Source organism: Alteromonas sp. Mac1 (assembly GCF_001562125.1).
Classification (GTDB): domain Bacteria; phylum Pseudomonadota; class Gammaproteobacteria; order Enterobacterales; family Alteromonadaceae; genus Alteromonas; species Alteromonas stellipolaris.
Map to the genome: position 1 here is coordinate 1,184,114 of NZ_CP013932.1, position 17,918 is coordinate 1,202,031.

At 43.2% G+C, this 17,918-nt stretch carries 19 protein-coding genes; 10 read left to right on the forward strand and 9 right to left on the reverse strand.

Annotated features, from left to right (window positions below):
* Both AV939_RS04940 and queF read right to left on the reverse strand, forming a co-directional pair.
* Entirely contained in the window at window positions 1–1,554 is a 1,554-nt protein-coding gene (locus tag AV939_RS04940) for a GGDEF domain-containing protein (protein ID WP_061997247.1), read from the reverse strand.
* Between the two features lie 73 nt (window positions 1,555–1,627).
* Window positions 1,628–2,479, reverse strand: a complete 852-nt coding sequence (gene queF / locus AV939_RS04945; RefSeq protein WP_061997248.1) for an NADPH-dependent 7-cyano-7-deazaguanine reductase QueF — start codon at window positions 2,477–2,479, stop codon at window positions 1,628–1,630.
* Between the two features lie 99 nt (window positions 2,480–2,578).
* Between queF and syd the strand changes: the two genes are divergently transcribed.
* Window positions 2,579–3,136: a SecY-interacting protein gene (syd, locus tag AV939_RS04950; RefSeq protein ID WP_061997249.1), complete on the forward strand. Its 558-nt coding sequence runs from the start codon at window positions 2,579–2,581 to the stop codon at window positions 3,134–3,136.
* A 147-nt stretch (window positions 3,137–3,283) separates the two neighbouring features.
* Here the strand turns inward: syd and AV939_RS04955 are convergent, their stop codons facing one another.
* Complete coding sequence (locus tag AV939_RS04955) at window positions 3,284–3,574, reverse strand: hypothetical protein (protein WP_156454626.1); 291 nt, start codon at window positions 3,572–3,574, stop codon at window positions 3,284–3,286.
* Window positions 3,575–3,819: 245 nt separating this feature from the next.
* Here AV939_RS04955 and AV939_RS04960 point away from each other — a divergent pair, with 245 nt between their 5' ends.
* The 3 genes from AV939_RS04960 (at window position 3,820) to AV939_RS04970 (ending at window position 5,516) form a co-directional block, all read left to right on the forward strand.
* Window positions 3,820–4,185, forward strand: coding sequence for a DUF3192 domain-containing protein (locus AV939_RS04960; protein WP_013785204.1), 366 nt, complete (start codon window positions 3,820–3,822; stop codon window positions 4,183–4,185).
* A gap of 108 nt (window positions 4,186–4,293) precedes the next feature.
* Window positions 4,294–5,019 (forward strand): GNAT family N-acetyltransferase, encoded by a 726-nt coding sequence (locus AV939_RS04965; RefSeq protein WP_231751163.1) that lies wholly within the window; start codon window positions 4,294–4,296, stop codon window positions 5,017–5,019.
* Window positions 5,020–5,087: 68 nt separating this feature from the next.
* Complete coding sequence (locus AV939_RS04970; protein WP_057793452.1) at window positions 5,088–5,516, forward strand: GFA family protein; 429 nt, start codon at window positions 5,088–5,090, stop codon at window positions 5,514–5,516.
* A 33-nt stretch (window positions 5,517–5,549) separates the two neighbouring features.
* Here AV939_RS04970 and AV939_RS04975 read toward each other — a convergent pair whose 3' ends face one another.
* Together AV939_RS04975 and AV939_RS04980 are read right to left on the reverse strand one after the other, a co-directional pair.
* Entirely contained in the window at window positions 5,550–6,806 is a 1,257-nt protein-coding gene (locus AV939_RS04975; protein WP_057793450.1) for a Y-family DNA polymerase, read from the reverse strand.
* Entirely contained in the window at window positions 6,806–7,219 is a 414-nt protein-coding gene (locus AV939_RS04980) for a LexA family protein (protein ID WP_057793447.1), read from the reverse strand. Before AV939_RS04980 ends, AV939_RS04975 begins: the two co-directional genes overlap by 1 nt.
* 289 nt (window positions 7,220–7,508) lie before the next feature.
* Between AV939_RS04980 and AV939_RS20350 the strand changes: the two genes are divergently transcribed.
* From AV939_RS20350 to AV939_RS04990, 3 genes are all read left to right on the forward strand, one after another.
* Window positions 7,509–8,366: a TolB family protein gene (locus tag AV939_RS20350; RefSeq protein ID WP_231751164.1), complete on the forward strand. Its 858-nt coding sequence runs from the start codon at window positions 7,509–7,511 to the stop codon at window positions 8,364–8,366.
* A gap of 2 nt (window positions 8,367–8,368) precedes the next feature.
* On the forward strand, window positions 8,369–9,577 hold the full coding sequence (locus AV939_RS20355) for an alpha/beta hydrolase family protein (protein ID WP_231751165.1): 1,209 nt from the start codon (window positions 8,369–8,371) through the stop codon (window positions 9,575–9,577).
* A gap of 404 nt (window positions 9,578–9,981) precedes the next feature.
* Complete coding sequence (locus AV939_RS04990; RefSeq protein WP_156454627.1) at window positions 9,982–10,149, forward strand: hypothetical protein; 168 nt, start codon at window positions 9,982–9,984, stop codon at window positions 10,147–10,149.
* Between the two features lie 590 nt (window positions 10,150–10,739).
* Here the strand turns inward: AV939_RS04990 and AV939_RS05000 are convergent.
* Window positions 10,740–11,045 carry a DUF3301 domain-containing protein gene (locus tag AV939_RS05000; RefSeq protein ID WP_013785197.1) on the reverse strand — a complete coding sequence of 102 codons (306 nt, stop codon included), beginning with the start codon at window positions 11,043–11,045 and terminating at the stop codon, window positions 10,740–10,742.
* A gap of 3 nt (window positions 11,046–11,048) precedes the next feature.
* Complete coding sequence (locus AV939_RS05005) at window positions 11,049–12,095, reverse strand: DUF3549 family protein (RefSeq protein WP_057793440.1); 1,047 nt, start codon at window positions 12,093–12,095, stop codon at window positions 11,049–11,051.
* A gap of 162 nt (window positions 12,096–12,257) precedes the next feature.
* Here AV939_RS05005 and AV939_RS05010 point away from each other — a divergent pair, with 162 nt between their 5' ends.
* The 3 genes from AV939_RS05010 to AV939_RS05020 all read left to right on the forward strand — a co-directional run bounded on the left by AV939_RS05010 (window position 12,258) and on the right by AV939_RS05020 (window position 13,901).
* Window positions 12,258–12,581 carry a YqcC family protein gene (locus AV939_RS05010; RefSeq protein ID WP_057793438.1) on the forward strand — a complete coding sequence of 108 codons (324 nt, stop codon included), beginning with the start codon at window positions 12,258–12,260 and terminating at the stop codon, window positions 12,579–12,581.
* 3 nt (window positions 12,582–12,584) lie between these two features.
* The gene (gene truC / locus AV939_RS05015; protein ID WP_057793436.1) at window positions 12,585–13,382 is read left to right on the forward strand and encodes a tRNA pseudouridine(65) synthase TruC; all 798 of its coding nucleotides are present in this window, start codon (window positions 12,585–12,587) and stop codon (window positions 13,380–13,382) included.
* Between the two features lie 69 nt (window positions 13,383–13,451).
* The gene (locus tag AV939_RS05020; protein ID WP_057793434.1) at window positions 13,452–13,901 is read left to right on the forward strand and encodes a flavodoxin; all 450 of its coding nucleotides are present in this window, start codon (window positions 13,452–13,454) and stop codon (window positions 13,899–13,901) included.
* 84 nt (window positions 13,902–13,985) lie between these two features.
* Here the strand turns inward: AV939_RS05020 and dapD are convergent, their stop codons facing one another.
* Both dapD and glnD read right to left on the reverse strand, forming a co-directional pair.
* Window positions 13,986–14,810, reverse strand: a complete 825-nt coding sequence (gene dapD / locus AV939_RS05025; protein WP_013785192.1) for a 2,3,4,5-tetrahydropyridine-2,6-dicarboxylate N-succinyltransferase — start codon at window positions 14,808–14,810, stop codon at window positions 13,986–13,988.
* Window positions 14,807–17,458, reverse strand: coding sequence for a [protein-PII] uridylyltransferase (glnD, locus tag AV939_RS05030; RefSeq protein ID WP_057793432.1), 2,652 nt, complete (start codon window positions 17,456–17,458; stop codon window positions 14,807–14,809). The genes dapD and glnD overlap by 4 nt, the downstream gene beginning before the upstream one ends.
* Between the last annotated feature and the right edge of the window lie 460 nt (window positions 17,459–17,918).

Sequence of the window (17,918 nt, forward strand, 5' to 3'; positions counted from 1 at the left end):
TTATTCGTCTCTGTCAGTGATAACGCGATTTCGACCGCTATTTTTGGCTTGGTATAGCAAGTTATCAGCCCGTTCAAAAACGGCGTCTGGTGTGTCCCCTTTTTTGAAAAATGAAGCGCCAAATGATGCCGTTATGGTGACTTTTTCTTGCTTAAACTTAAACGGTAAAGAGGCGAGTTTAGTTCTCATGGTTTCAAGCAAACTGGTGACTTTTTGCTTATCCATACCTGGCAGAAGCAAAACAAATTCTTCACCGCCCCAACGCGCCATAAAGGTGTTCTTTGTTAGCTGCTGCTTAAGATTCTTTCCTACCACTTGTAGTGTTTTATCACCGGCAGCATGACCGAACCGGTCGTTGATTGACTTAAAGTGATCTATGTCGATGACGGCCACCGCTAAGTCATCACCGTTATCTTGCCAAAACTGAACCGCCTTTGTTAACTTTTCATTGTAAGCTTGGCGATTGGGTAAGCGGGTAAGCGGGTCGGTTTGGCTGAGCATCATTTGTTCAGCTAGCTTCTTTTTATAGGTTAGCGTCTGTTTTTGAAGCTGCTCAATTCTGCTTTGCATTGAGCCAAGTAACCCCATTAAAGACTCTTGACCTTGAGAGTCTAGCTGCGCTTGTTCATTCAATGTGCTGGCAATATTTTGAACACAGAATTGCGTGTGCTCTTTAAGTGACTCCAAAGAGTCGCTATGTGATACCGCCTCTTCAATACTTTCGATATGTGATTGCAATTGAGCATTACCAACTTGTCGCTGCTCAAACTGAGTGCGGCTATTGTCCATGCTAAGCTGAACGTCGCCGCCCATTTTGCCTAAGGAGTTATGCAAGCTTTGAATAACTTTGCCGGTTAAGCTGGCTTCAGCCATGGCGTCTTGTACTATCATTCGAAGAATAACAACACAGCTTTTAAGCAGTTGGTCTTCTGACATGCCTTCCGTTAGTTTTTTCTGTATATCAACCAATTGACTATCATCAGGTTGGCGTTGGGCGTAGCTGGCAATAAGTTGGTTTAGTTCCTCTAAAATAGACTTATAAAGCGGGTTTACCGTATTGTCTTTATTGCTTTCTTTACTATTTTCCAGTGCAGGTGCTTCACCTTTACTATTTCCAACCGCAGGCTCACTTGCTGCGCTACTCGCCAATGCTGCATGATGCAACTCAATAGCTTGCTGGAACAGCTTGTAAATACTAAAAATATCCCCAACCGGCTGGTTCAGGGTTATCAATTGCTGTGTAGCTCGCTTTTTAAGAGCTTCGTCTTCAAACACTGCTTTTTGAAGGCGCTTAGTTGCACTCTCTAGCAATGCGACGGTTTCAATACTGTATTTTTTTAATGTCAGTTCTTGGTGTTGAAGCGCGCTATTAAGCTTATTGATGCTCACCGTGGCAAGAGTAAAGTTTGGCGTACCAGACAAATGCCCTCTCAATATTTGTAGTTCACTATCAATTTTGTCGGAAAAACCTTCATAAAAGGCGGACAAGCGAACGATAAATTGTGAAAGTAGCGTATTGTGTTGCTTGTAAGTTTGAAGCTGTTTGGCGTCCATAATCGTTGTTTACTCAACCTTAGGTGAAGTCATCCTGCACATTTAGTGATTTGTATTAAATCTGTGCGCTAAATTACTGGCGAGCTTGCCTTTTATTTGCATAGGGCGTTTCAAAATTTGAACGGAAAGGATTAATGTCCAGTCCTCCTCGCCTAGTGTAACGTGCGCATACTGTCAACTTCTCAGGTTGGCAGTGTTGCATGATGTCACAATAAATACGCTCTACACACTGTTCATGAAACTCATTGTGTTGTCTGAAGCTAATCAAATATTTTAATAAGCCTTCATGATCTAAGCCGTTCCCTTCATAACGAATTTGCACGCTTGCCCAGTCAGGCTGACTGGTAATAAGGCAATTCGATTTAAGCAAATGGGAAACCAAGGTTTCAGCTTTATTATCGCCCGTTACTTTTAATAGCGAAGTGTCAGGCTCGTAAGTTTCAACAGCGATATCAAGTTCATCAAGCAGTACACCTTCAAATTCTTTGAATGTGAGTGTATTGAATTGATTGGGAAGTGTTAAGTTAACCACCACGGGTTCACCCGCGCACTTTGATAGGTCTGATGCCAATGTGGCGCGCACATCTTCAGGGCTTTCAAAAGCGGTTTGATTGAAGCTGTTTAAATACAACTTGAATGATTTCGACTCTATGAGATTTGCAGAGGTGATAGGTACATAACATTCAAGCAAGGCTACGTTAGGCTTTCCCTTTTTGTTAAGCCAAGACAGCTCATACCCAGTCCATGTATCAATACCGGTAAAGGGCAGGGCATCAGCATTCAACGATAACGTATCTCGGCTTAAGCTACGGGGCACGCCCTGAAGTAGGTCGGGGTTGTAATGAAATTCATATTCAACCTGCTTCCCCAGTGAAAGATCTTTGGGGGCAGAAATAGAAATTCTATCGTTTACCTTCGAAGTCATATTTACCTATATATTTTAACCATTTTAGATGTGCCGTCTTACTTGAACTTGGCACCTTATACCTATAGTGTACCTCAAAAATATTGGTGTAACCCCATAATGGCCTTAACAATTAGTAACGAATTAACCCAACTTATCGGTGCATTCACTTCTCGCTACTCGGGCAGTGGTAGTCTGCTGACCATACCTTATGATAGTCAATGGCCCTCACCTTGCTACTTAAAGCAGGGAGATGAAGGCGAATTGGTAACGTGGGAGCCTAAGCGCCAAAGTGATAGTCAGCATTCAGCGCTAAGTTTTAAAAATGTCGAAGAGGCATTGGACATTACGCTGGACGCAGATTTTTGTCAGTTCTTTACTCAATTTTTCAGTAATAATTTACCGGTAGTAGCTGAGCATGGGTCTTGCGAGCTATTGCAAGTTTGGAATGAAGAAGACTTTGAGCGGCTTCAACAAAATTTAATTGGTCACCTGTTAATGAAAAAGAGGCTAAAACAAGAGCCCACACTCTTTTTTGCATTAACCGATGAAGATGATTTTGTTTTAAGTGTGTTAAATAGCACTGGAGAAGTGGTACTAGAACAAGTTGGAAGACCACCTAAAAAAGTTATTTCGCCAAGCCTACCGGAATTTATCGCCACGCTACGACCTGAATAAGTTCCTGTGTCATGCCGTTTAGAATAAACACGGCGTGTCGTTGCCAATATAGGTGGTGCTGAAGTAGGTGGCACTGAAGGCGAGCAGCGTCATATATCCATTAAGTGGTTTTGCTGTAATAAGAGATTATGCTCTATTAACAAGGGCTTACTTGATAGATGCCTCTAGCCGCTGCTGTAGCATCGTCATTTGCTGTTCAAGCACCGCAACCCGCTTTGAAAGCGAGACAATTGTTTCTACGTCCTTCCCGTTAATAGATGCGGGATCAGATGCACCATTGGCAGCATTGAAATGTTTAATAGCTTCAATAGCCTCTGTTACCGATGCTTTAAAAGGCGCTTTTGCTCTAAGTAGTGCAACAGAAGGCGACGTCCCTTTTTGCACCATTTGCTGACATACAATCATTAATTTCTGCAGATTATTATTTTGCAGTGACATTTCGTTGGCCAATAAATTACAAGACGTTCAGCTTATCCATTTCAGCTTGATTTCGCTAGGGTTTTTAACCAATAATTTGTGTCAAACTGACCATTAATTAATGTAATAAACCATGCTTTATGATTTTAATCATCACTGATTTAAAATAAATTCATTAAAAACAATGCCTTAAATAGTTGGTCTCATTCTTGATTACCCTATTGCATATAACAAGACTATAAACGATAAAAATTAGAGGAAATCACATGAAATCGATTATCTTACCACTCGCATTAGCATCATCATTTTTACTTACCGGTTGCGTGGTATCGGTAGGTGGGGGAAGTGATAGCCATTACGGTACTGATGTAGAAGACCGAGAATACAATAACCGCAAACATATCTCGAACCTTGAAACAGGAATGAGCTATGAAAGCGTATTAAGAAAAATGGGTGTGGCTGATTTCAACGAGCTTTATGAAAAGCAAGACGGTACCTATCGCGTTTTGTTTTATCGTACACAAAGAACCATGGGTGATGGTATAACAACGAAAGATGAATGTACCCCAATAGTATTTAAAGATAGTGGCCTAGTAGGTTGGGGTGATAGCGCTTACCACCTAATGAATTGATGGTAACATTAATTTAACATCTGGGTGTTTTTACCGTAAAGTGACCATTAATTGGTCACTTTTTGCTTTCTGTGACTATAAATTCGTAGATTAATGAGGGCAGCACCCATGACAAACGACACGCTAACCGACAGCAAAGTGATGAATACACAAGGGGGTGATAATCCCATAGCCAACGAACCCAATGCTAATGAAGCATTGCAGCCACTTGTGTCTTCCCTTGAGGCTATTAAAGCAATTTACCTTGGCGTGGATGATTTGAAGGTTGCTGCCTCTATATTATTTAATGCGTACGTAGATGACCCACTTTTTACCGACATATTTCAAGCTGAAAAAGAAGGTTATGAGAGCCGGTTGCGTTCTGCTATCAGAGAAGAGTTAAACGCTTTTTGGGTAGCAGAACAGCCTATTGTTGGGTTGTTCGATGGCGAGCGACTACTCGCGGTTGCTTGCCTTACCGCGCCAGACGCTGCATTTGGTTCTGGGCGTTACTGGCATTGGCGTTTGCGTATGCTACTTACCGCTGGCCTTTTTGGCACAAAGCAAATGCTAGAAAAAGAAGAAAAAGTTCGCGCACTAGTCCCTGCGGTTAACTTTCATATGTTAAGTTTTATTGCCGTTCACCCTGATTATCAGCACCATGGGCTAGGTCATACACTATTGGGTGCTATCGACAGTGTGGTGGAAGAAGATGCTAAAAGTGAAGGGGTGGCCGTGTTTGTTACTATCGCGAAACATAAGCCCTTTTTTAATGACGATAGCTATGATGTGGTGGGAGAGCTAAGTCTATCTCTCGTGAAAGGAGAGGTAATGTTTAGGCGAAAGCCAGCATAAATAGTCACAAAAAATTGAGTAAATTAGGTTAGAATTTCACGTCGTTTTATCAACAAGGAAGTACGCTGATGCTAAGCGCGCAAGGAACTTGCCTGTGTGGGGCTATTAACGTTGTTGCAGAGAACATTAATCCTAAATTCACTGTTTGCCATTGTGAGTCTTGCAGGCAGTGGGGCGGTTCGGCGCTGTTCGCATTACAATGCGGTACGCAGGTCAAATTCGAAGATACAACTTCTGCTGGTGATAACGTAAGCATTCATCAGTCGTCAGAATGGGCTTCTCGCGGTTTTTGTGGCAACTGTGGTTCCCATCTGTTTTATAGGCTCAATGAGACCGGCGAGTACAATATTCCTGTCGGTATATTTCAAGCACTAGATGGGTTAGAAATGGATATGCAGTACTTCAGCGATCAACGCCCACACTATTATTGCTTTTCTAATAAAACGAAAGAAATGACCAAAGCTGAAATCATGGCGTATTTTGCTCAAAAGTTTTAAGTTACTTGTAGGCAACGCAAGCTATCTGACATCTCAACATTTAATTCTTGGTATTTCTTCCCAGCGTGTAGTGGCTCTTTTCGTTAAAAAGTCCCTTTTCATGGCAAATTTTTGTTGAAAGCCCCTAGCGCCAAAATGCATCGTGTTTCTGCCGTACCTTGCATTGGTACTATCAAGTACAGCCATTAATGCTGCGTTATCCGTACTGGGCGAAAACAAATCGTCTTGGCGATTTGTCTCGTCGCGAATGTCCAACAGACCCACCCCCACTTTGTAATACCGCACTCCTGGAATAAACAGTTTATTGAGCGCTTCAGATGCTGCGTGAATAATATGCCGCGTATCATTGGTAGGCACAGCAAAGTTAGAAAGCGCCGATTGCTTTACATACCTGCCATCGTCATGAGGCGAATTTGCCGCAAAGAAGGTGGCGCTGTGAGCGAGGGAGTGTTGAGCGCGGAGCTTTTTAGTGGCTATTTCAGCGTGGGTTGCTAACGCTGCTCTTAATTCATCTTGTGTGGTCACTCTATTTCCAAAACTACGGGTGCTGTAAATTTCTTTTTTTGCAGGTCTTATTTCATCCCATGCCAGTCGTAATTCACCTTGAAGTTCTCTAACGGTGTTCTCCAGTACGATAGAGAAATACTTACGCATTTTAGCGGGGGATTGTTGTGACAGTGTATAGGCATTATTAATGCCCATGGCCATCAATCGTTTTTCCAAACGCCCACCAATACCCCATACATCTGCTACTGCCATTCGGGATAATAATGCCTGCTTTTCCTGTGGCGTATTAATAACCGCTGAACCTCGAAAACCGTCTAGCTTTTTTGCAGCGTGATTAGCGGCTTTAGCAAGGGTTGGAGTGGGACCAAATCCAACACCCACGGGAAGCTTTACCTCGCGCCAAATGGTTTTTCTTATCTCATAGCCAAGGGCCAGCCATTCGCTATCATTTAGGCGTGGCGAAAAGCGCATGAAAGCTTCATCAATACTGTATTCGTGCAATTCATCACAGAATTGCGCCATCACAGAAAACATTTTTGAAGACACGTCTGCGTACAACTCATAGTTAGACGAGCACACAACAACCCCAGCTTTTTTGGCTTCCTCTTTGACCTGAAAGTAGGGAACGAACTTTTTAAACCCTAACCTTTTGGCAATAGGGCAGGCCGCGACCACACAGCCATCATTATTGCTCAAAACCATAACGGGTTTGTTTCGCAGGTTAGGGTTGTAGATTTTCTCTACTGATGCATACATGGACGTGACATCTACCAGCGCAAACACTACTCACCTCCTAGTCGGTGGGAAAGCTTTTTGTGAAGCCTAATAGAGCGCGTTACCACCCCCTCTATTGAAAACTCATCGCCTTCTTTTAAAAAGTAGGGTTTGTACAATGAGGATGAAGAGCGCAGGCAGCCGTGGCGTTTGTCTACACGCTTACACACGAACTCGCCGTTTAAGGTCGCCACAATAATGCACATGTCTGAAATGTCTTCAGCCCTTGAGACAATCAGCAGGTCGCCATCGTGAATGCCATCGTCCATCATCGACTTGCCTTGTGCGTAGCCAATGAAAGTAGCAGCCGGTTTATCGATAAGGAGGGAGTCTAGACTTAGGCCTAGCTCTGTATATTCTGCTGCTGGCGATTCGAAGCCTACGATGCCCGCTTGTGCAGTGATAGGGATAAATTTAAGCATACACTTCTAAAAAAGATACTGGTTATTTATACAGTATTCTAGTGAAGTCTTTTTCCGTGATCAATCAAAGCAACAAAAATACTTTGCTTTAGTGCGCTTGAAAACGCCTTGGCAATCATCATTCGAAATGAGGATCTCTTTCAGCTGCATGTGAAGCAAGCAAGGGATAACCAATAAGCTGATTCTGTAGGGTGATTTTTAAGCTATATTTATAATGCAAATACACAAGGACCAAGAGTGTTGTAAGCGGTATTGGGCCACTTTTAAATACCAAATTTAAGGGAACTCCATGAAAAAGCTATTATACGGTGCAATAATTATTAGCGGCCTAATTTCGATAGTCGCTTGTACAAATCAGACATTACAGTCCAAAAGCGCAAAAGTACTCTCAACTGAACTCAAAGCAGTTTCACCTTCACTAATTTCACGGCAAGTTTTGCTTGGAAACCCAAGTCGCTATCAGGGCAGAATTAGCCCAGATGGTAATAAAATGAGTTTCAGAGCGCCGGTCGAAGGCGTAATGAATCTTTGGGTGGCCGAACTCGGGGATATCGCTAACGCCAAGCCGATGACCCAAGATACAGGGCGCGGAATTCCCACTCATTTTTGGTCATTAGACAGTCGACAGATTTTTTTCACTCAAGACAAAAATGGTGATGAAAACTGGCATCTCTATCGAATTGATATTGATAGTGGCGAGATAGCAGATTTAACGCCCTATGATGGGGTACAAGCCGCCCAGATGAAACAAAGCGAACATCATCCGGGTGTAGTCATAGTAGGAATGAACGATCGCGATCCTAAGTGGCATGATATCTACAGCGTAAATGTGGCAACAGGTGAGCGTACGTTACTTGAGCAGAATGATGGCTATGGGTATTACGAACTAGACAATGACTTGACGATACGCCTTGCGGTAAAGTCCGCTGCAGATGGCTCAAATCAAGTGTTTAGCAGATCGAATAACAAATGGAACCTGTGGTTTAGTATTCCATTTTCAGATGTACAAACCACCACTATTCTTGGCTTTGATAATGAAAATCGCGGCATATATATGCTCGATACCCGAGAGCGTAATACCGCAGCTCTTGTGTATCTCCCAATAGGGCAAGATACGGTTGAAGTAACGCCAGCGACGAAAAAGTAGATGTGTCTAATGTGTTATTTTCTCCTCGGGACCATCGACCTCTAGCGTATGCGTTAAATTACATTCGTCCTGTCTGGTACGCTATTGACGATACGTTTACCAAAAAGATCAGTCAATTAAACAGCCAACTTAGTGGTGGTTCCCAAGTGTTGGCACAAACATTAGATAACTCCCTCTGGACCGTATTTACCGATAACAGCAACCAGTCACCCGTCTACAAAGTATTTAACACCATAGAGGGCACATTAAACGATTTATTTATCACTCAACCAGAAATCGACACTCTTCCATTATCAACTATGCACGGCGTCGTTATCCCTTCTCGGGACAACTTAGACTTAGTGAGCTATTTGTCGTTGCCTTTGACTTCTGACCCAAATCAAGACGGTATAGCTGAACATGCTTCTCCAATGGTATTACTGGTCCATGGGGGTCCTTGGGCTCGGGATGAATTTGGTTTTGGTGCTATGCCCCAATGGTTAACCAATCGTGGCTATAGCGTTTTACAAGTTAACTTTCGCGGCTCGACAGGGTTCGGTAAAGACTTTTTAAATGCTGGGAATAAAGAATGGGCCGGCGCAATGCATGATGACTTAATCGATGCAAAAAATTGGGCGGTTTCCCGCGGTATAACAACAACAGATGAAGTGGCTATTATGGGAGGAAGTTATGGTGGCTATGCCACATTGACCGGCCTGACATTTACGCCTGACGCCTTTAAATGCGGAGTAGATATTGTTGGCCCGTCCAACTTAGAGACCTTACTTAATTCTATTCCCCCTTACTGGGAGAGTTTTCGCCAAATATTTTACCAGGCCATTGGCGATCCTAACACTGAAGAAGGTTTAGCCCTGTTAAAGTCACGTTCCCCCATCACTCATGTAGACAAAATCGTCAAACCCTTGCTTATAGGGCAAGGTGCAAACGACCCAAGGGTGAAACAAGCAGAATCTGACCAAATTGTAGATGCAATGAAAGAGCGCGATATTCCAGTCACTTATGTACTCTACCCTGATGAGGGACATGGTTTTAATAAGCCGGAAAATAACCTTTCATTTTTTGCCGTTACTGAAGCCTTTTTGGGCGCTTGTTTGGGAGGCAGGATAGAGCCCATAGGCGATGATTTCAGTAACTCAAGCATAGAAGTCATTCATGGTGCTGACTTCATACCCGGTTTAGCTGAGCATTTATCCACAATAAATAACGACTAAGCCTTTCCACAAAAGAGGAGTCTTCGCTCCTCTTTTCATGAGCGCTTAATTTTACGTGCAAACTAACTAAGCTCAATACTAAAGTGAGCCATGACTTTCTCATGTTGATGTAAATTTGTGCAATTCTTCTCTTGAACGAGATTCTCGTTTCGAATGACAGACGCCACAAAATTCGCAATTGGTCATAATGACGACAAGCTTTGTACGACATTTCCTACAAAAGTGTAGGAAATGTGGGTTTTTTTTCGTGGTTTATATCTAGACTAAAGTCTAATGCCATTGATTTTTATGGCTTTTTTATTTTTAGATCATATTAACTCCTTATTTTCTCCTTAATTTATTGTAATTCTGACTAGCGGGAATTCTTGGTAGGGATATTATTAATGGCGTCACAGGGAAACACGATGAGTCAGGATGATTTTAAGGACAACCTTGGACAACTTAAGGAAGAGAATCCCTTAACAGGAGTGAGGGGAGAGGGAAAAGCAGGAAGCATCACAGGGATGATTAGCGCACCGGACGTGCTCAAATGGAATTATCAAAGGGACCAGCAAGGAAAGCGTAAGCGATAAGGAATCGCAACAGGAAGTAGAAAGGATTTGGCGAAGGATCGTCATAAAAAGGAAAGATATAGGATATATCGTAAAGGAAAGCTTGGAAGGCTTAAGCAGGGATAGTTTGCGCAGGATGCGTAAAAGCAAGGCAGCTCAGGAACGAACGGACCGCTTATGGATTGAGCAAGTTGCACAGGATGTGTGATGTAGAAAGGATGAAAGGATAGGAACACCAGCTTTTGCTGGCAAGGAACAGCCTTAGGATGAGGCCCCCACGTGTAGGATAGGTGGGATGTTAAGGATAAATGGAAAGGGACTTACGCAAGGATGGGTAACTCGCACTGGAACACGCGAGAGAAGATGGAAAGGGGCGTATATGGATTTTAATCGGGAAGATTTTAGTCGCAAAGGAACGCAGAGAGGGAAACTCAAAATTCCAGGAAAAGGGGTAGCAGAGAGGCTACCCCTTTTTTTTTGCGTGATTTTTAGCATTACCACTAAAAACGTTAATTTTACTAGATGTTAACGTTACTAGACATCCACTGCTATACGGCACCGTTATCGTGTTTACGACTATTTTTATAGCGGGTGGCACAAGCCTGACAAACTTAATTTACCCTATGCGGTGGTAAAGTAGTTCTAATAATATGTTTACCTACCAATTCAACTTCTCCGCTGTATCTGTCTTCTCCATTGCCTGAAAACTCAAACACAAAAATGTTATGCCAATCGGGCTTGCTGTAGTTGAAGGTAATGCGGGTTTTGGCTCTGGCGATACTGAGCAGTTGCAGTTGATTGTTTTTACAATACTGGCGCAAGTAACTATCGGTAAATTCAGAAATACTTCGTATGCGCCAAAACTGAAAGGCGACAAAGCCCAAGCCTAACCATAACGTTAATTCAAGAAGCGTCATTCATTATCCCTTGGTTTGCGAGAACAAAGTACCAATTGCGCTGGCAAGTAAGTGACTGCGTTCTGGGGTTCTTAGTATGCCTAGCACTAATTCACGTAACTGGGGTACTTGAACAAGATCTGAGAAGAAGCCGCGGAATACTTCGCCATTGTAGTTTTCTTTGCTATCAACCTCGGCAACCGCTTCGAAAAATAGTAGCAATAATTTCTCGTCCATTTGTTGAAAATGGCGTGCGGCAATAACACTTAATATATCTAAGCGATTCAATTTCTTAGCTTCAAAGTGCGAAACTAATTGCGTATAGATAGTGTCGTTTTTGGTTTCACAAGATAAACCACGTAGCGCGGCCAAACTTATTTCATTGCCGTCTAACACCGAAAGCATGCATTGGTTAAGTGGCTCAGATACGGTGGCAACTTCGGCCATTTCCATAAAAGCCCGTTGAAACGGTTCAGCAAAAAGCGAAAAGTTACTGAGCACGCGGTCTTGCACTTCTTGCCCATTTTCCATGGTATCTAGCCGGGTAACTACATCCGCAATCCCTTGTAAGGGAATATTTTGCCAGTCAGCCACCTGAGGCGCTTTTACATAGGCAATAACGTGTTGTGCGCTGGCGCTAATAGGCTGGTTTAGCCTTGCACGAACCAGTGCATTAAATTGCGCAAGTAATGACTGCGCAGGCACAAAGGAATAGGGATTATCTGGCAATGTGTTGGCCGCTTCTGATTCGTCAGAAATTGATTGGCCTAGTGCATCAACGATAATTTGAAGGAAATGGTTTCGTGTAGCTGCAACAACCAACCCTTGCTCGTCCAGTGGCAATTTAATAAACCAAATATAGTGCTGGTTTGAGCTGTTCTTATTCCAAAAAACGATGCCGAACCACGCATGTTGCTGGCGAGGGAAGGGCGCAACGGTTGAGCCATTCTCAATATCCAAAAACGCCTGATTGTCCATTGCAGTGAGTCTTCGACCCATATCAAAAACAATATATTCTGTACCTGCATGCAATAAAAATTCGCTGATAGAGTTAATACTGTTTGCGTTCATTTCAGGCGTTCTCACTTCATAAAACTGATTTTAGGGCGCAAAGTTTAGCATATATTACCCGCCGACTGGCAAAGGCATTGTTCTTTTAAAGGCGCGAGCGGAATGCATGCTGCCTCTGGTATACTGCCGCTCTGATTTACATGGCAAGCCGTTAACCCTGTTATGACTATGAAGCTGATAGAAGAATTCGAGCATCATTTAAATGCGCTAGAAGCAGCGCTGCGCCAAACACAACGTTGGCCGAGCAAAGCACCTAGCGAAGCGCAATTAGCCAGTACTGCGCCTTTTGCTATTGATACCTTGTCTTTTTTCGAGTGGCTGGCCTATGTCTTTGTGCCTAAATGCCATCAGCTAATAGCAGTAGGCCAGTTACCAGGGAAGATGGCAATTTCGCCTGCAGCGCACATGTATGCACCAGACTGTCCCGAATCTATCCTAGTTCAGTTGCTTGCACTTGATAAACTGACCGAACGCAATAAGAAGTAAATTATGCCTGAAGAATTTCCATTTACCCAATGTGAAACCCCAAGTGAAAATGCTGGCAGTACGAGTGAGCAGTCATACCCACCACTCAATATTTTATATCAAGATGAGCATATCGTGGCCATCGATAAACCGCCTGGCTTATTAGTACACCGAAGTCCTATCGATAGGCATGAAACGCGTTTTGCGGTGCAGACCTTAAGGGATCAGCTTAACAAGCATGTATTCCCCGCTCACCGATTAGACAGACCTACATCTGGTGTACTCTTATTTAGCTTCGACAGTAAAACGGCAGCGCAGCTTGGCCAGCAGTTGATGAATAAGCAGGTACAAAAACAGTATCACGCTATTGTGCGTGGCTACGTAAAACACTCAGGGCTTATCGATTATGCGCTCAAATATCGCTACGATAAAATTGCCGATAAACATAAGCGCCCGCAACAGGCACCGCAACAAGCTACAACGGTATATGAAAGTTTAGCGAACTATGAGCTACCTTTCGCCGTAGGTAAATATGAAACCGCCCGCTATTCGTTGGTAAAGCTTTTGCCGTCCACAGGCCGTAAACATCAATTGCGGCGCCATATGGTGCATATTAGGCACCCAATATTAGGTGATACCACCCACGGGGACGGAAAACAGAACAAATTTTTGCAAACACACTTTAGTTTTCAAAATTTGGCCTTAAGTTGTACGCAGATGGGTTTTTATCACCCGATAACCGGAAAGTGGCTATCGGTGTCTGTTAGAATGCATTCGGAAATGCAACGAGTGTTAAATGCGTGGCAAGAATATCAGGTTTAAGGTTTGGGCCATGAAAGTGTGCTGCCTAACCGGGAAACCCATACGATTTGAAAAGATGATGAGGAAGTAATGGCAACATTAAAAATTTTTGCAGGTACCGTGTATGGTAATGCGCAACATGTAGCAGAGCAGGTTGAAGAAAATCTTGCAGAGCAAGGCGTAGATTGCGAGCTTGAGAGCGATCCTTCAGTAAGTGACTTTACCGATGCTGACGCTATCTTAATGATTACTTCTACGACTGGCCAAGGCGATGTTCCACCAAACTTGGAGTTTGTCTTCTCTGATTTGAAAGATGAGTTTCCATTGCTAAATGACAAACCTTTTGCTGTTGCTGCGCTAGGTGACAGTAGTTATGGGGAAAGCTTTTGTGGTGCAGGTCGTCAATTCAACGAGTTGTTGTTAGAGCTGCAAGGCAAAGCGGTAGCCGATATGCTAGAAGTGGATGCCCTTGAAACCCTTGAACCTGAAGCCATGGTTATTGAGTGGGTAAACAGTATTAAAGCGCAGTTAGGCGTGTAACGCGTTTCGAATCAAATCTCGAAAACAAAAAAGGGCGCTAAGCGCCCTTTTTTAATGCAAAACTTTTAATACGCAAATGCAGACTTATTCAACACCACGTAGTAGGGCATTAATACCTACTTTAGCACGGGTTTTAGCGTCTACTTTCTTCACGATAATGGCAGCGTATAGGCTGTATTTACCGTCTGGGCTTGGCATGTTACCAGAAACCACAACTGAACCCGCAGGTACGCGGCCATAGTGTACTTCGCCGGTTTCACGGTCATATATACGGGTGCTTTGGCTAATATAAACGCCCATTGAAATAACTGCGCCTTCTTCAACAATAACACCTTCAACAATTTCAGAGCGTGCGCCAATAAAGCAGTTATCTTCAATGATAGTAGGGTTCGCTTGAAGTGGCTCTAAAACACCACCAATGCCTACGCCGCCAGATAAGTGAACGTTCTTACCGATTTGTGCACAAGAACCAACCGTTGCCCATGTATCTACCATGGTGCCTTCATCAACAAATGCACCAATGTTTACGTACGAAGGCATAACAACCGCATTTTTACCAACGAAGGTACCTGTGCGGACTGCAGCAGGAGGCACAATACGCGCGCCATCATTAGCAAATTGTTCAGCAGTATAGTTGCTGTATTTCAAAGGCACTTTGTCGTAGTAACGGCTTTCAGCGCCTTCAATAACGTCGTTGTTGTGGAGGCGGAAGAAAAGCAAAACGGCTTTCTTTAACCACTGATGAACAACCCATTCGCCCGCGATTTTTTCAGCTACACGCGCTTTACCGCTATTAAGCAAAGCAATAGCATCGGCAACGGCTTGTTTCACTTCTGCTGGGGCAGAAGATGGGCTAATGTTGTCGCGGTTTTCGAAGGCGTCTTCAATAATGGCTTTCAATTCATTCATGGTATCGTGATATCTTCAAGTTGATCGAGTTTAAACAAAATGCGCTTTTTCAAGCTCACTTGTTGTTCTTGGGTTAATGCTTTGCCAGCATCATTACTGACAATAAATATATCTTCTGCGCGCTCGCCGATAGTCGCAATTTTTGCCAGCTTTAAGGTGACATTGGTATCAACAAAAGCATGGCCAATTTTAGCTAAAATGCCGGGCGCGTCTAGTGCTTCTAACTCAACGAGTGTCGCTTCATCGCTCACACCGAAAAAGCGTACTTTAGTAGGCACGTCTAGCTGTTTCATTTGTCGAGGTAGTTTACGCTTATTTTCGTGTGAACGGCCTGGTTTTTCAAGCTGGGTGCTAATCGCTTTTTCTAGCGATTGAATACGGGACTCGGATGTTAGCCTGGAACCATCATTTTCAAGCACCAACATACTGTCAAACACATAGCCATCGCGGGTTACGGTAACATGGGCGTCGTGAATAGAGCAATTACGACTGTCTAAAACGGAAGCTACTTGTGCAAACAAGGCTTTTCTATCTTTACCGAAAAGAAAAATTTCCGTGCCGCCTTTTGCACTGTTGTCATTGGCTTTAACGAGAAGCTGGTCGCTATCTGGTGTTAGCCAATCATCCTGAGCCTTAACTATTTCTTCGGTATGCCATGCAATTTGGGTGGGCTTGAATCGTACAAAATAGTCATCATCTAACCGCGCCCATAATCCATCAATGGATTCAGAGCTAATCCTGCGTTCATGCAGAATTTGTTGCGCTTGATATTTGTGAGTAGTCACTCGCTCACTTAATGTTACTTGGCACTGTAACCCGTTATCTAATGCTTTTTGCGTCATTAAATAAAGTTCTCTAAGCAGAGATGCTTTCCAATCATTCCACAAATTATCGTTGGTTGCCCGAATGTCTGCAAGGGTAAGGGTATAAAGTAAATTTAAGTGGTTGTGGCTTCTTACCGCGCCAGCAAATTCACTGATAACGTCTGGATCGTAAATGTCTCTGCGCTGCGCCACTACCGACATTAGCAGGTGGTTTTCCACTAGCCAGCTTATCATGGCCGCGTCGTTCGCCGGTACATCATGCTGTTCACAGAACTTAGCAACATCAATGGCGCCTAGCGTTGAGTGGTCGCCGTTACGACCTTTAGCGATATCGTGAAATATAGCAGCAATATACAATACTTCTGGCTTGTCTAGGTTGCGACAGATACGGCCACAGCGTGGAAAATCTTTGTTCTCTTTCGAGAAAAAATAATTCACGTGCTTCACTAAGCGGTGCGTATGTTCATCCACTGTGTAGGCGTGAAACAAATCAAATTGCATCATCCCTACAATGGCATCCCACTCAGGTAAGTAAGCTTGTAAAATGCCGTACTGATGCATAATGTCCCAACCAAAATTAAAAAAGTCGGGTTGTTTAAGCAAGACCATGAGCTTTTCACGGCAGGCGGGGCGCTCAACAAAGTAAGCATTCTCAAATGCACGATGTGCGTTTCTTATTTGGCGAATACAAGTGGTGCTTAAACCTTGAACTTCAGGGGTATTAGTGACCACATTTAAAAAGTCTAAAATGGCTTCTGGCGAAGAAAAAGCATTTTCATGGCGAGGCGAAATCATATTATCGAGTAATTCGAAATCTTCGTTAATAATCGCGGTACGCTGAACACTCTGATTAAGCATGTCATACTTGAACCGTTGCAAAAGCATTTGGTTCAATTCAGAAACTCGGGCAACGGTGCGGAAGAAGTCACGCATCATCTTTTCAACTGAACTTTTTCCTTCTTCTCCATACCCCAGCATGGCGGCAACATCAGGTTGGTAATCAAAAAGAAGGCGGTTTTCACTTCGCCCTGCAACCAAATGTAAGGCACAACGCATTTTCCACAAATGCATTCTACAGGTAATTAATTCGCTGTGTTCTTGCTCGGTAAAGTAGCCGTGCCCTACTAGGTTCCAGCCGTCATATTCTTTAAAGTGTTTTTTTGCCACCCAACCAATAGACTGGATATCCCTTAAACAGCCTGGGTTTTCTTTGATGTTAGGCTCTAGGTTGTACGCCGTACCGTTAAATTTAGCGTGACGTCGCTTTTGTTCATCGTACTTCGCCGAGAAAAACGCTTTACTCGACCAAGAATTTCGCCCGTTTACTTCATCCCACAGCTTTTCAAAAATAGATTCGCTGCCGCAAAGCAATCGACTTTCTACTAGGTTAGTAGCAATGGAAATATCATCTTTGGCAAGGCTAACGGTTTCTTTAATGGTACGCACCGACTGACCCACATCAAGCTTAATATCCCAAAGCAGCGTAATGAAGCGACTGACTTTTTCTTGGGTAGCGGGCTTAAGGTTTCGTTTGCTCACTATCAGTAAATCGATGTCAGAATAAGGTTGAAGGTGCCCCCGTCCATAGCCACCTACAGCACATAATGCTAATTCGCTTTCATTGTCTAAACCGTAGAGGTGCCACAAGTGACACAAAAGGGCGTCAACAAATTGAGCGCGGCCCGTGACAAGTTGGTTAACAGGAATACTATCGAATGACGCTTTTATCCATGCGTAGCTATCTTCCACACACGACTTGATGGCAACTAAGTCGTCAACCGACGTTATTTGATCAATATTTTTTATTAGGGATTGCAGCGTCAAATTACACCTTCTATGCGTACAGCTTTTTGAACACAATGAACCTTATCACGAAATGGAACGAAATCGCAGTGCCGATTAGTTGCATACTCAAGGTCATAATGTGAATAAATATACAAAAATGTTATAGGTATGCTGCCAGTGTAGGATGGAATAAGACGGCGCTATTCTCAAGACAGGCTATATGGTAGGTCGGAATAGGCAAAATGATAGTTCAAAACAGCCAATGCATTAGCTCAAAGTCACAGTACGGTGACTAGTATTTTGTTACTGTTTTAAAAACTCGCGAGGCACATTCGTAACCAGTAATAGTAGCCACAAATAATAAAAAGGAAATAGAAAGGAAAAAGAAAAGAAGGCGTAATAGAAGTAGAGAAACATATAGCAATCAAACAACGTTTACACTGCTATATGTTCAGGTATTCACGATACAAATAATAGGCAAAAAGTGCTTATCACGGTG

Bases quoted from the DNA above. Each gene is read 5' to 3' on its own strand.
- AV939_RS04940 (WP_061997247.1), bottom strand. From the start codon at position 1,554: ATGGACGCCAAACAGCTTCAAACTTACAAGCAACACAATACGCTACTT.
- queF (WP_061997248.1), bottom strand. From the start codon at position 2,479: ATGACTTCGAAGGTAAACGATAGAATTTCTATTTCTGCCCCCAAAGAT.
- syd (WP_061997249.1), top strand. From the start codon at position 2,579: ATGGCCTTAACAATTAGTAACGAATTAACCCAACTTATCGGTGCATTC.
- AV939_RS04955 (WP_156454626.1), bottom strand. From the start codon at position 3,574: ATGTCACTGCAAAATAATAATCTGCAGAAATTAATGATTGTATGTCAG.
- AV939_RS04960 (WP_013785204.1), top strand. From the start codon at position 3,820: ATGAAATCGATTATCTTACCACTCGCATTAGCATCATCATTTTTACTT.
- AV939_RS04965 (WP_231751163.1), top strand. From the start codon at position 4,294: ATGACAAACGACACGCTAACCGACAGCAAAGTGATGAATACACAAGGG.
- AV939_RS04970 (WP_057793452.1), top strand. From the start codon at position 5,088: ATGCTAAGCGCGCAAGGAACTTGCCTGTGTGGGGCTATTAACGTTGTT.
- AV939_RS04980 (WP_057793447.1), bottom strand. From the start codon at position 7,219: ATGCTTAAATTTATCCCTATCACTGCACAAGCGGGCATCGTAGGCTTC.
- AV939_RS20350 (WP_231751164.1), top strand. From the start codon at position 7,509: ATGAAAAAGCTATTATACGGTGCAATAATTATTAGCGGCCTAATTTCG.
- AV939_RS04990 (WP_156454627.1), top strand. From the start codon at position 9,982: ATGAGTCAGGATGATTTTAAGGACAACCTTGGACAACTTAAGGAAGAG.
- AV939_RS05000 (WP_013785197.1), bottom strand. From the start codon at position 11,045: ATGACGCTTCTTGAATTAACGTTATGGTTAGGCTTGGGCTTTGTCGCC.
- AV939_RS05005 (WP_057793440.1), bottom strand. From the start codon at position 12,095: ATGAACGCAAACAGTATTAACTCTATCAGCGAATTTTTATTGCATGCA.
- AV939_RS05010 (WP_057793438.1), top strand. From the start codon at position 12,258: ATGACTATGAAGCTGATAGAAGAATTCGAGCATCATTTAAATGCGCTA.
- truC (WP_057793436.1), top strand. From the start codon at position 12,585: ATGCCTGAAGAATTTCCATTTACCCAATGTGAAACCCCAAGTGAAAAT.
- AV939_RS05020 (WP_057793434.1), top strand. From the start codon at position 13,452: ATGGCAACATTAAAAATTTTTGCAGGTACCGTGTATGGTAATGCGCAA.
- dapD (WP_013785192.1), bottom strand. From the start codon at position 14,810: ATGAATGAATTGAAAGCCATTATTGAAGACGCCTTCGAAAACCGCGAC.